The 11,716-nt window shown below is 30.2% G+C and carries 15 protein-coding genes; 4 read left to right on the top strand and 11 right to left on the bottom strand.

What is annotated here, in order from left to right; genetic code table 11:
- The first annotated feature begins 121 nt into the window (after window positions 1-121).
- On the top strand, window positions 122-280 hold the full coding sequence (locus OD91_RS02805) for a YqaE/Pmp3 family membrane protein (protein ID WP_144894881.1): 159 nt from the start codon (window positions 122-124) through the stop codon (window positions 278-280).
- 148 nt (window positions 281-428) lie between these two features.
- On the opposite strand, the gene OD91_RS02800 is transcribed toward OD91_RS02805, so the two are convergent.
- Genes OD91_RS02800 through OD91_RS02780 form a run of 5 tightly spaced genes read right to left on the bottom strand, consistent with a single transcriptional unit; the run spans window position 429 to window position 2,923 of the window.
- Window positions 429-767, bottom strand: a complete 339-nt coding sequence (locus OD91_RS02800; RefSeq protein WP_144894880.1) for a tRNA-binding protein — start codon at window positions 765-767, stop codon at window positions 429-431.
- Window positions 767-1,216, bottom strand: a complete 450-nt coding sequence (locus OD91_RS02795) for a nuclear transport factor 2 family protein (RefSeq protein ID WP_144894879.1) — start codon at window positions 1,214-1,216, stop codon at window positions 767-769. The genes OD91_RS02800 and OD91_RS02795 overlap by 1 nt, the downstream gene beginning before the upstream one ends.
- On the bottom strand, window positions 1,213-1,680 hold the full coding sequence (locus OD91_RS02790) for a DUF962 domain-containing protein (protein ID WP_144894878.1): 468 nt from the start codon (window positions 1,678-1,680) through the stop codon (window positions 1,213-1,215). The genes OD91_RS02795 and OD91_RS02790 overlap by 4 nt, the downstream gene beginning before the upstream one ends.
- Window positions 1,681-1,712: 32 nt before the next feature.
- On the bottom strand, window positions 1,713-2,243 hold the full coding sequence (locus OD91_RS02785) for a YfiT family bacillithiol transferase (protein WP_144894877.1): 531 nt from the start codon (window positions 2,241-2,243) through the stop codon (window positions 1,713-1,715).
- Window positions 2,243-2,923 (bottom strand): tetratricopeptide repeat protein, encoded by a 681-nt coding sequence (locus OD91_RS02780; RefSeq protein WP_144894876.1) that lies wholly within the window; start codon window positions 2,921-2,923, stop codon window positions 2,243-2,245. The genes OD91_RS02785 and OD91_RS02780 overlap by 1 nt, the downstream gene beginning before the upstream one ends.
- 128 nt (window positions 2,924-3,051) lie before the next feature.
- Here OD91_RS02780 and OD91_RS02775 point away from each other — a divergent pair, with 128 nt between their 5' ends.
- Complete coding sequence (locus OD91_RS02775; RefSeq protein WP_144894875.1) at window positions 3,052-4,347, top strand: sulfatase-like hydrolase/transferase; 1,296 nt, start codon at window positions 3,052-3,054, stop codon at window positions 4,345-4,347.
- 208 nt (window positions 4,348-4,555) lie between these two features.
- On the opposite strand, the gene OD91_RS02770 is transcribed toward OD91_RS02775, so the two are convergent.
- From OD91_RS02770 to OD91_RS02745, 6 genes are all read right to left on the bottom strand, one after another.
- Complete coding sequence (locus OD91_RS02770) at window positions 4,556-5,017, bottom strand: barstar family protein (RefSeq protein WP_186434381.1); 462 nt, start codon at window positions 5,015-5,017, stop codon at window positions 4,556-4,558.
- Window positions 5,007-5,264: a hypothetical protein gene (locus OD91_RS02765; protein ID WP_144894874.1), complete on the bottom strand. Its 258-nt coding sequence runs from the start codon at window positions 5,262-5,264 to the stop codon at window positions 5,007-5,009. The genes OD91_RS02770 and OD91_RS02765 overlap by 11 nt, the downstream gene beginning before the upstream one ends.
- 485 nt (window positions 5,265-5,749) lie before the next feature.
- On the bottom strand, window positions 5,750-6,682 hold the full coding sequence (locus tag OD91_RS02760; protein WP_144894873.1) for a peptidylprolyl isomerase: 933 nt from the start codon (window positions 6,680-6,682) through the stop codon (window positions 5,750-5,752).
- Between the two features lie 108 nt (window positions 6,683-6,790).
- Window positions 6,791-8,359, bottom strand: a complete 1,569-nt coding sequence (locus OD91_RS02755) for a hypothetical protein (RefSeq protein WP_144894872.1) — start codon at window positions 8,357-8,359, stop codon at window positions 6,791-6,793.
- A gap of 5 nt (window positions 8,360-8,364) precedes the next feature.
- Window positions 8,365-9,957, bottom strand: a complete 1,593-nt coding sequence (locus OD91_RS02750) for a peptide chain release factor 3 (protein ID WP_144894871.1) — start codon at window positions 9,955-9,957, stop codon at window positions 8,365-8,367.
- 43 nt (window positions 9,958-10,000) lie between these two features.
- Window positions 10,001-10,690, bottom strand: a complete 690-nt coding sequence (locus OD91_RS02745) for a peptidylprolyl isomerase (RefSeq protein WP_144894870.1) — start codon at window positions 10,688-10,690, stop codon at window positions 10,001-10,003.
- 88 nt (window positions 10,691-10,778) lie between these two features.
- On the opposite strand from OD91_RS02745, the gene idi reads away from it, so the two are divergent.
- Both idi and OD91_RS02735 read left to right on the top strand, forming a co-directional pair.
- A complete protein-coding gene (gene idi, locus OD91_RS02740; protein ID WP_144894869.1) occupies window positions 10,779-11,297 on the top strand; it encodes an isopentenyl-diphosphate Delta-isomerase in 519 nt (172 codons plus the stop codon).
- A complete protein-coding gene (locus OD91_RS02735) occupies window positions 11,290-11,703 on the top strand; it encodes a 6-carboxytetrahydropterin synthase (RefSeq protein ID WP_144894868.1) in 414 nt (137 codons plus the stop codon). Before idi ends, OD91_RS02735 begins: the two co-directional genes overlap by 8 nt.
- Window positions 11,704-11,716: the final 13 nt, after the last annotated feature.

Raw genomic sequence — 11,716 nt, 5'->3', positions numbered from 1 at the left:
TAGTTGCAAAGCTCTAAAGTCGCAAAGTAAAATACTTACTTTGCGACTTTTTTTTATGGTTAAATGTGTAACAAATCCAGTAATAGCTCGTCTTATAAGTACTTAACCAATAAAAGTTACTATGAGCTTACTACGTGTTTTACTTGCAATTATCTTTCCACCACTTTCCGTTTTAGGAAAAGGTTGCGGATCTTTTGTGATTGTTTTATTACTTACTTTCTGTGGTTGGATTCCTGGAGTTATTGGAGCTTTGGTAATTTTGAATAATACTAATAATTAATTTTTAGTTTTTAATGATGAGTTTTGAGTTTATAAAAAACTTGAAACTTATAATTAATACTACCTGTCATTACAAAGTTTACTTTTTTGTAAACAGAAGCAATCTTTAAATTAATTATATAGATTATTTCACTTTGTTCGTAATGAAACTAAGAAATCTGTTCACCATTTTTAATTGCCTTAGAAGCTTGTAAAAGGACAACATTTCCATCTTCATTATAAATACCTAATACCAAACATTCGCTCATGAAATTAGCTATTTGTCTTGGTTTAAAATTGATGATTGCAGAAACTTGTTTTTGTAACAAATCTTCTTTTGTATATAAATCGGTTATTTGAGCACTCGATTTTTTGATTCCTAAATCGCCAAAATCAATTTTTAATTGATACGCAGGTTTTCTCGCTTTAGGAAAATCATTTACTTCAATAATAGTACCTATTCTAATATCTACTTTTAAAAAATCTTCGAATGTAATTTCTTCTTTCATTAGTTTTTCTCTTTTTTAGAATATGTTCTATAGGAATATGATTTCTGAACTATTTTCCAACTACCTTGATATTTTAAGAGTAAAAAATAATCGGTATATACTCTCCAATTCGGAATAATAATTTCTGCTTTTGCACTCGCAGCATTATTTTCATAATCGATAGAGATAATTCTTCCAACCCTGCTTGATTTCTTGCCTTTTTTAATATTAGAAACATATTTTTCTCCAGAACGAATCCATAAACTATCATTTTTGGTTGTATATAAATTAAAATCTGGATGAAAAGCAATTTTTAAGAGGTCTGGTTCTCCGTTTGCAGTTCCTTCAATATAGTGATTCAGAACTTCTGTGATTAATTCGATATCTGATTTTTCTTTATTTTGAGAATTTGCGTTAAATGTTGTAAAAATACAGACCGACAATACTATTAAAGTTCTTAATACATTCATTTTTTTCCTCCTATTTTTTGAATTACCCAAAGTGGGCCAATTAATAAAAATTGTAAATCTTTAATAAATGATGGTTTTTTACCTTCAATTTTATGTCCATAAAACTGACCTATCCATGCGATAATAAAAATACCCAATGAAACCCATAAAAGGTTAAAATGGTTATCAATCCAATTATTGATGATGATAAAAATAGTTGATATCACAAACATTTCTATAAAATACCAAAACCCTAATCGTAAGTAAAATAGCAGTAAAATAACAGATAAAAGTACCGCAGCCCAATTTTCAATAAACGGATTATACAAGCCAAAAGTTGATTCTAAAAAACCTGTTGGAATACACATTAACAATCCAACAACACTAAAAAATATTGCAGGTACACAAATATAATGGATGATTATATTAGATTCGTTTTGATGACTTATTGCATATTCGTTAAACCATTCTTTGGCAGTTTTCATTTACATAAAATTAGAACCTAAAGATATAAAAATTATATCCAATTCTTTCTAATCATTAATTGTTCTATATGTGCAAAATGATGATTGCAATGCCAAGCATAAATACCAATATTTTCTTTTAAGGTAACTTTTTCATTTCCGCTTGGATGAATAAAATAGTTGTTTAAATCATTTTCAGTTAATCCTTTTAAAAGATATACCCATTTTGCATGCAATGCTTTTATTCCGTATAAAGATAAATCAATTTGAGCAGATTTTGTGTCAAATAATTCAGCCCATCTATCTTCGTAATATGCTTTAATAACTGGATTTCCTTCCGTTAACGTCCATTTAAAGCGTGTATATGAATTATGATGACTATCATAACAATGATGTACAACTTGTCTTATTGTCCAACCACTAGGTCTGTATTGTGTATTTAATTGATCTTCAGAAAGGTTCTGTACTAAGTTTTCTAATTTTGTAGGAAAATCTTCAATAGTAGCAATCCAGTTTTTAATATATTCTGAAGTTATTTTTTCGGGAATGTCAGTTTTACCAATAGGATATTGTAAATGCTCCATTATTTTGTTTTGTGTTTATTTAGAAATTTAATTGCTCGCTGATCATCAGGATAAATAGATAACGCCTTTTTATAATTTTTTATAGCATTGATAGTGTCTTTAATTTCCATCAAAGCGTATCCGTAATTCCTATAAACAGCAGGTTTTTTGGGATATAATTTTATATTTATTTCAAAAAGGGAAAGAGCAGTCTCTTTATTTTCAGTTTTAAAATATCGGTGTGCTAAATTATTAATAGTATTCCATTGAATGCTTTTATTTAAAGAATCCTTCTTTTGAATATTTAAATAACTTTCTAAGGCTAAATCGAAATTTTTATCAATTAAATGTTCTTTTGGAGTTTTTTCGCCATCTGTTAGTTTTCTAAATTTGTAAACAACCTCTTTATGTTCCCTTTTAGGAGCTAGTTTTATATGGGTTGATGGATTAGAAACAAATACTAACTTTTCATTCAATTCTTTTAAATAAAATGTACTGTCATTAACTTTTAAAGGTTCTAAGTTTTCATTTCCACGCCATTTTACGAACAAAATTTGTTCTTTAAAATAAATTTCCATGGTTTCGTTGGCGTTAAATAAATATCTGCCAGAAGCTTTTTCTATAAATTCTGATGAGTTCTTAGGATTTGAACAGCCTAAAATTAATATCATTAAAAGCGGAAGTATGTACTTAAGTTTCATAGGTAAGTTTGTTGATTTCTAAATATATATTTAGACGACTAAAAATACCGTTTTGTTACAATAAAAAAAAGAATTTTAAACTATTCTTGATAATGATGGTCTTATGAATAACAAATTAACCAGCATAAATGAAAAAATATATATTTTTAATCGGGTTTTTAATGGTTTTTGGCTGTAGCTCTTCCCAGGTTACAGAAACGGAAGAAGTTATAGAAGAAATTGTAGTCACTAAAAAGCCAAATATTTTACTCATAATTGCTGATGATATGGGCTTAGATGCAACTCCAAATTATTCAGAAGGAACTATAAAACCCAATATGACCAATTTACAAAGTTTGATGAATGATGGGATTACTTTTGAAAATTTTTGGTCGTATCCAGTTTGTACTCCAACAAGAGCAGCAATTTTAACAGGTAAATACGGAATTAAAACAGACGTGATAGAAGTTGGAGATGAGATTTCTACTTCTGAAACTTCTATACAAAAATATATAGACACCAATACAAATGATGAATATGCTTCTGCTATGATAGGGAAGTGGCATTTATCTGTTGATGGAGCAGATGCATTAACCATGGGCATCGATTATTATGCAGGAATTATAAATGGTGGCGTACCATCATATACCAATTGGAACTTTTATGAAAACGGAACCACCACAAATTCTACAGAATATACAACCACAAAATTTACAGATTTAGCTATAGATTGGATTGATAAACAAACGAAACCTTGGTTTTTATGGATGGGATATAATGCTCCACATACACCGTTTCATTTAGCACCAACTAATTTACATTCCCAAGGAAGTTTACCTACAGATGATGCTAGTATTGCTGCAAACCCAATGCCGTATTATATGTCTGCCATTGAAGTTTTAGATAGTGAAATAGGTAGATTAATTAATAGTATGAGTGCAGAAGAAAAAGCAAATACAGTCATTATTTTTATTGGTGATAACGGAACGCCTAATAAAGTTTCACAAGCTCCTTACGGAAGAACACGAGCAAAAGGTTCGTTATATCAAGGTGGAATAAATGTACCATTAGTAGTTTCTGGTGCTGGAGTTACTAAAAAAGGGAGTAGAGAAGATGCATTAATTCATGCAACAGATATATATAATACTGTTGGAAATATTGCAGGGATAAATTCCTCAACAATAAATAACAGCACAAGTTTTTATGAACTATTTTCTGGTACTTCTAGTAACGAACGAGAATATGTTTATGCTGAGACAACAAATGACTATACTATTAGAAATAATACCTACAAGCTTTTAGTATTTAGTGATGGAAGTGAAGAATTTTATAATTTGTCTACAGACTCTTATGAAAATACTAATTTAATTGGTACGACTTTATCTTCTGAAGCAACTAAAGCAAAAACAGCATTAAAAATAGAGGCTGATAAAATTAGAATGTGATTTTTATGTTTCGATAACGTTTGGTGTAAGGAACGTAGGGCAGAGGGTAAGCACTGTCTTTCGAACTCTCACTAAGCCAAATTTACATATTTTGCTTTTATTTTTTCTAAATGCCAAATTGAAAATTTGGCGACCTCATAAAGAAACCCAAGCCTTTAAATTAAGCATAAACAGCCCTATGTTTTTTACACGTTGTTGTAGGTAGTTTTTATTCAATATTTTCTTTCTCAATTATCAGGTCAACAAATTCAGCATCTCTCAATAGTCCGATTATAAAGTCAAAATTTTTCTTTCCAAATACTTTTTCAAGTTTTTTAGTTCCGATAATTTCAATTATACAATCTCCTGGAAATCCAGGTCCTTCAGCTATTATTGCGTCATTAAAAGCGTCAAGATTCTTTCCGAATAATTTTTCAGATTCAATCTCTGCTACATATCTATTCCAAAAATCTTCTTTGGTTTCACAAAATTCTCCGTTTATGAAAATCTTTCTTCGATGTCGAATTTTTCCATTTTCATCTTCGATGATACTAACGAAAGTGTCTTTTCCATAAGCCATTTTGTCAAATACTTTAGAATATCCATCATTCAACCATCTTTTATAAATCAATCTGTCATTGAAATATAAATATAGTTCATTATCATCTTTAATTTCTTTTCTAATTATCACGTTTTTTGATTAAAGCTAGAAGTACTTCATTCATATAGGTTTCTGATAATTTAAATACATGTTCTATATTTTCAGGTGTATAAACCTTAACATAAGGTTTATCATTATCTAAAATTAATCTGGCGTTCTCTAATGTTAGAGTTTCAGTATAGAATTTTTGAAATTCACTTATATAATATCCTGATGCTTCATTTTTTTGTCTATCATTAAGCTTACTCCAACTTTTAGTAATCTTTTCTGTTTTCATACTATTTTTTTTTTGGAATTACCTACAACTAGTTATGTAATAATAAAACGTTGTCTTATTACGCTAAAATTAATAGTTAATAAAAGAAATGTCGAGAGTTTTACGCAAGCAAAAATGTGGATTTATGTAATGGTGTAGATTTATAAAATTAAACTTTGTAAAATGTGAGAATTACATATTGAAAAAAGAAAGTTTATTTTATTTAAAATAGGTATTCTTTTTTCTTCGATTTTAACCTTCACATTTCTAGACTCTAGGTGGTTAATGTATTTTCGACCTTATATTTGTTTAGTTGTTCTTAACTTTACGAATATTCATCGTTTCATTTATATTTATAACTATCTGAATTTGAAAGGTATAGGTTTAGAGGTGAACTGAATTTTTCACATAAAAAAAAGCTCTCAAATTTTGAGAGCTTTTTGTCATTCCTGCGGAGGCAGGAATCTATATTTAGAATGAGGTTCCGTATTAAGTACGGAATGACATTACTTTACATCCATTAATTCAACATCAAAAATTAGTGTTGCATTTGGTGGAATTACACCACCAGCACCAGCTTCACCATATCCTAAATGAGAAGGAATTACTAATCGTGCTTTATCACCAACTTCTAATAACTGAATTCCTTCATCCCAACCAGCAATTACTTGTCCAACGCCAATTGCAAAATCTATCGGTTGTTTTCTTTTATAAGAAGAATCAAAAACAGTTCCGTCTAATAATTGTCCTTTATAATGTACAGATACAGTAGCACCTTTTGTAGCTTGCTTTCCGCCACCTTTTTGTAAAATTTGGTAACGTAATCCACTTGCAGTTTCATCATATCCAGCTGCAACTGAATCTAGTAATTCTTTTTGCTTTTTTAATTCTTCTGCTTCGCGTTCTGCTCTAGATCCTTCAAAAGTTCTAAAAGCTTCAACAGCATTAAAATTTTCAGCGTCTGTTCCAACTCTTACTATTTCTAATGAAGTAAGTTCATCTCCTTGCGAAACTGCATCAACAATATCTTGTCCTTCTACCACAGATCCAAAAACAGTATGTTTATTATCTAACCATGGAGTAGGAACGTGGGTAATATAAAACTGACTACCGTTTGTTGCTGGTCCAGAATTAGCCATGGCTAATTTCCCTGGAGCATCGTGTTTTAAGTCTGGATGAAATTCGTCATCAAATTTATACCCAGGATTTCCTGTTCCTGTTCCTTGTGGACATCCACCTTGAATCATAAAATCTGGAATTACTCTATGAAATTTTAATCCATCATAATAAGGTATTCCTTGAGATTTTACTTGATTTTCTAAATTTCCTTCTGCTAAAGCAATGAAGTTACCAACTGTACCGGGAGTTTTTTCAAACTCTAAGCTCACTAAAATTTCTCCTTTTGTAGTATTGAACTTTGCGTAGATTCCGTTATTCATTTTTGTCTTTTTTTGTCTTCTCGAGCGCAGTCGAGAGGTGTTACTTTTATTAGTTCTCGACTGCGCTCGAACTGACATTAATTATATATTTCTGAAATTAAATTTCAGTTATTTTTTTGCATTTAAAATGGTTAAACCGTAGGTTAAACCAATATTTATGTTTGTTGAGTTTACATTTCCAAAAGGAGACCACATTTGTCCTCCAGATACATGAACAGAAAAATCATCATCTATATGATAATTAAGTCCAACAGTTGGTCTTACTAAAATTCCTTCTCCAGAGTCAACTCTTCCACCACCAGCAACACCTGCTTGCATTTCTAAGAAGGTAGAAAAATTATCATTAAAAAATCGATTACTTTTCACACCTAAACCAAAAATTCCATGTGCATATCCACCAGATTTTCCTTGATAAGCAAATGATGCTTCACCAGACAAATAAAATCGTTTATTTAAATCGTAATGAATTTTAATAGCGATTAATTGTAAATCACTCGCAGGAATCCCGAATTTTGCAACATCAAAATATGTTTGGTTTTGTACACCGATTTGAATTCCTTGTGCTCTTATTTCTTTTACTTCTTCATTAGTAAAAGGATCTGAAGTTCCTCCAGCTAAAGCATAATATTTTAAACTAAATCCTGCAGTATAGGCTTCAAAACTTGCTAATCCTAGAAGTGCTTTATGGTAGCCTGCATGACCACTTAATCCAAATTTATCGGTAATTTTAACATCGAATCCAACACTTGGATACATGGTAAATCCACCTTCAGGAAAAATTCTACCTCCCGCTGCACCGATTCCAAATTTACCAAAAAAGTTAACATATTTAGTTTCAATAAAGTTTCTCCCATATCCAAAAAACATGTCCATAAAACCTGCCGTTAACCCTAAATACATAGTGTCTAGATGTGCGTAAATAAATGAGTTACTGGTTAAATAACGTTGGTATTCAAATCCGATAATTGATAATGTATTTGTTATTGGATGATATCTAGGTGATGTACTTGCATCTGACCTAGAATTTCCTCTCGGGAAAAAATAATCGAATGTAATTTGTTGTACACTTCTAACTGCTGGCTTTTTCCATACTTCGTCAATCATTTGACGATTTACAACAAATCTTTTTTGAGCATCGTTATAGGATGATGTTCGTAATAAGCTGGGTATTTCTACAAATACAGAGGCATTTCCTCCTCTTTGTATCCCAGTAAAAAAGTTTACATAACTGTATTGTAATCCAAAAGAAAAGTTGTCTTTTTTGTATTGTAATCCAATATTCGGAATTATAATTCCGCCACCATTTACAAGAGTTCTATACCCACCACCTCCGCCAAAATGGATATTAGCATCAAAAAATAAATCTTTATAAATTCTTTTATTAACTCCTAAGTTAACACCTAAAGTAAATAAACCGCCTTGATCTCCAGTAACGGCTGCATGAAAACCTGCTCCTGTATATAACCAATCATTTAAAGGAACATTATAATTTAGACCAATAAAGCCCATTTTTTGCTGTAAAGGATAGCTTACTTTATTTGTAGGTTGTGGAAGTAACACAAAATTTAATCTAATTGAGTTACGGAGTTCTTTTTTTTCTAAATCACTTAATTTATATTCTTGAGAAAAAGTTTGAAAACTTAAAATTGTAAAAATTAAGAATACTATTTTTTTCATACTTACTAATCTTTAAACTCGCTTGTAAAATGCAATTTTACTGATGGATATTTATTCTGTGTCATTTGAATAGTAAATTCAGAATCTGCTAAAAATACTAACTGACCTTGTTTGTCTTTTGCTAAATAACGCTGCTTTACACGTTTAAAGTCTTTAAATTCATCATTTTTTTCATCTTCAGCTTCTACCCAACATGCTTTATGCACATGAATATTTTCATACGTACATTTTGCACCATATTCATGTTCTAAACGATATTGAATTACTTCATATTGTAAAGCACCTACAGTTCCAATAATTTTTCTTCCGTTCATGTCTAGTGTAAATAATTGGGCAACACCTTCGTCCATTAATTGATCTAACCCTTTGAATAGCTGTTTTGCTTTCATTGGATCTGCATTATTTACATAGCGGAAATGTTCTGGAGAAAAACTAGGAATTCCTCTAAAGTTTAAAACTTCACCTTCTGTTAATGTGTCACCAATTTTAAAGTTACCAGTATCATGTACACCTACAATATCACCAGGGAATGATTCATCTACAATTTCTTTCTTTTCAGCAAAAAAAGCATTTGGACTCGAAAATTTCATTTTCTTTCCATTTCTTACATGTAAATACGGTGAATTTCTTTTAAAAACTCCAGAAACAATTTTTATAAAAGCTAATCTATCTCTGTGTTTAGGATCCATATTCGCATGAATTTTAAACACAAATCCTGTTAGTTTTTCTTCTTTAGAATCTACTAAACGTTCTTCAGCTTTTTTAGGCTGAGGTTGAGGTGCAATTTCAATAAAAGCATCCAACAATTCTTTTACTCCAAAATTATTTAAGGCAGAACCAAAAAATACGGGTTGTAATTCCCCTTTTAAATACGCTTCTTGATTAAATTTTGGATAGACTTCTTCAATTAATTCAATCTCTTCTCGTAAGGTTTCTGCGGCTTTTTCTCCTACTACAGTATCCAATTCTGGATTTGATAGGTCATCAAATTCAATTCCTTCAGAAATAGTTTGTTTGTTATCTCCAGAAAAAATGTTCAATTTCTTTTCCCAAATATTATAGATTCCTTTAAAATCATATCCCATTCCGATAGGGAAACTCATTGGAGTAACTGTCAATCCTAACTTTTGCTCAACTTCATCTAATAAATCAAAAGCATCTTTTCCTTCTCTATCTAATTTATTGATGAAAACGAGCATCGGTATATTACGCATTCTACAAACTTCAACTAATTTTTCAGTTTGCGGCTCAACACCTTTTGCAACATCAATAACAACTATTACACTATCTACAGCTGTTAAAGTTCTAAAAGTATCTTCAGCAAAATCCTTATGACCTGGTGTGTCGAGAATGTTTATTTTTTTGTCTTGGTAGATAAAAGCAAGTACAGAAGTGGCTACAGAAATTCCACGCTGACGCTCTATTTCCATAAAATCTGAAGTTGCGCCTTTTTTAATCTTATTATTTTTTACAGCACCGGCTTCTTGAATGGCACCACCAAATAATAAAAGTTTTTCTGTAAGTGTAGTTTTACCTGCATCTGGATGCGAAATGATTCCAAATGTTCTTCTACGCTGTATTTCTTCTATAAAACTCATTTACAAAATTTGAGGAGCAAATATACTGCTAACTATAGAATTATCAATCTATAATTTCAACTTTCATCTTAATATCTTCAATAGGCCATTCATCTGGCCCAACTTTTACTTTAGACATTTTTTCCATGGTTGAGTAACCAGAAATTACTTCTCCAAAAACAGTATGAAGATTGTTTAAATGATGCGCGCCAGATTTGCTTTGAACAATATAAAATTCAAATGGATTAGATAAATTATTTGGATTGTTGTCTGTTTCTTTTGCAGCAGCTAAAACACCATATGTATGTCTTCTATGTTTTCTGAATTCTGGTTTTAAAACATAATTTCTGTACTTATAACGGACTTTAGATTTACCAAAATCTTCTGAATTACCACCTTGAATTACAAAATTTTTAGCTATTCGATAAAACTCTGTATGTGTAAAATATCCAATTTTAGTTAAGAAAATAAAATTAGCTCTGTGGATAGGCGTATCGTTGTATAATCGTAATTTTATTTCGCCAAAATCTGTAGTGATTTTAACTTTAGTTTCTTTGTTTTGTTTGCCATATTCAGTGAAAAAAGGAATTACATTCTTCTTATTTAAACTATCCCATGCTTTTTCTACAGGTTTTTTCTGAATTACTTTTTTTTCTTTTTTTAATAAAATGTTTTTTTTCTTTTTTTGTTTATCATCACATTGAATCATCAAAAAAATTAAAAGAAAAAATAAAATAGATTTAGTAAGCTTCATCAAGAAAAATTAATCACTTTTTTAAGAAGCCAAAGATAAATAAATTATGGACTGATTTTTGTAGCTTTGCTTTTCATTAAATTAATTGATGGAAGAACACGTAATCTTAGTAGATACCAATGATAACCAATTAGGGTTGATGCCTAAAATGGAAGCCCATGAAAAAGCGGTTTTGCACAGAGCATTTTCAGTTTTTATTTTTAATGATAAAGGTGAATTAATGTTGCAGCAAAGAGCCGCAGATAAATATCATTCTCCTTTATTATGGACAAATACTTGTTGTTCTCATCAAAGAGACGGAGAAACTTCATTAGAAGCAGGAAAACGAAGACTTGAAGAAGAAATGGGTTTTGTAACAGAACTTGAAGAGGTTTTTTGGTTTGTGTATAAAGCGCCTTTTGATAATGGTTTAACTGAACACGAGTTAGATCATGTAATGATTGGGGAATTTAATGATGAACCAATTATTAATAAAGAAGAAGTAGAAAATTATAAATGGATGTCTCTTGAGGATGTGAAATCTGATATTGAATTACAGCCAGAAATTTATACTGCTTGGTTTAAGATTATTTTTAAAGAATCATACTCAAAACTAACTAATGCCTAAAGTAACTGTTCATAGAAAAGCTCATTTTAACGCAGCACACAGATTATATAGAAAAGATTGGTCTGATGAAAAAAACTTTGAAGTTTTTGGAAAGTGTAGCAATCCAAATTTTCATGGACATAATTACGATTTAATTGTTTCTGTAACTGGAGAAATTGATCAAGAAACAGGTTTTGTGATGGATTTATCTATTTTAAGAAGATTGATAAAATCTGAAGTAGAAGAAGCTTTAGATCATAAAAATTTAAATATTGAAGTGGAAGAATTTAAAAACTTGAATCCAACTGCTGAAAATATTTCTGTGGTAATTTATAATAAATTAAGAAGGCATATTCCAAATCATTTAGAGTTGAAAGTGAAACTTTATGAGACTGCTAGAAATTCTGTGAGTTATTCTGGAAACTAATCTTCTTTTTCTT

The sequence above is a fragment of the Lutibacter sp. Hel_I_33_5 genome (assembly GCF_007827455.1).
Taxonomy (GTDB): Bacteria; Bacteroidota; Bacteroidia; order Flavobacteriales; family Flavobacteriaceae; genus Polaribacter.
The sequence above is the reverse complement of the archived record's forward strand: the minus strand, read 5'-3'. Positions and strand labels throughout refer to the sequence as shown.

Coding starts and splice junctions, on each gene's coding strand:
- OD91_RS02805 (WP_144894881.1), top strand. CDS start 122: ATGAGCTTACTACGTGTTTTACTTGCAATTATCTTTCCACCACTTTCC.
- OD91_RS02800 (WP_144894880.1), bottom strand. CDS start 767: ATGAAAGAAGAAATTACATTCGAAGATTTTTTAAAAGTAGATATTAGA.
- OD91_RS02795 (WP_144894879.1), bottom strand. CDS start 1,216: ATGAATGTATTAAGAACTTTAATAGTATTGTCGGTCTGTATTTTTACA.
- OD91_RS02790 (WP_144894878.1), bottom strand. CDS start 1,680: ATGAAAACTGCCAAAGAATGGTTTAACGAATATGCAATAAGTCATCAA.
- OD91_RS02785 (WP_144894877.1), bottom strand. CDS start 2,243: ATGGAGCATTTACAATATCCTATTGGTAAAACTGACATTCCCGAAAAA.
- OD91_RS02780 (WP_144894876.1), bottom strand. CDS start 2,923: ATGAAACTTAAGTACATACTTCCGCTTTTAATGATATTAATTTTAGGC.
- OD91_RS02775 (WP_144894875.1), top strand. CDS start 3,052: ATGAAAAAATATATATTTTTAATCGGGTTTTTAATGGTTTTTGGCTGT.
- OD91_RS02765 (WP_144894874.1), bottom strand. CDS start 5,264: ATGAAAACAGAAAAGATTACTAAAAGTTGGAGTAAGCTTAATGATAGA.
- OD91_RS02760 (WP_144894873.1), bottom strand. CDS start 6,682: ATGAATAACGGAATCTACGCAAAGTTCAATACTACAAAAGGAGAAATT.
- OD91_RS02755 (WP_144894872.1), bottom strand. CDS start 8,359: ATGAAAAAAATAGTATTCTTAATTTTTACAATTTTAAGTTTTCAAACT.
- OD91_RS02750 (WP_144894871.1), bottom strand. CDS start 9,957: ATGAGTTTTATAGAAGAAATACAGCGTAGAAGAACATTTGGAATCATT.
- OD91_RS02745 (WP_144894870.1), bottom strand. CDS start 10,690: ATGAAGCTTACTAAATCTATTTTATTTTTTCTTTTAATTTTTTTGATG.
- idi (WP_144894869.1), top strand. CDS start 10,779: ATGGAAGAACACGTAATCTTAGTAGATACCAATGATAACCAATTAGGG.
- OD91_RS02735 (WP_144894868.1), top strand. CDS start 11,290: ATGCCTAAAGTAACTGTTCATAGAAAAGCTCATTTTAACGCAGCACAC.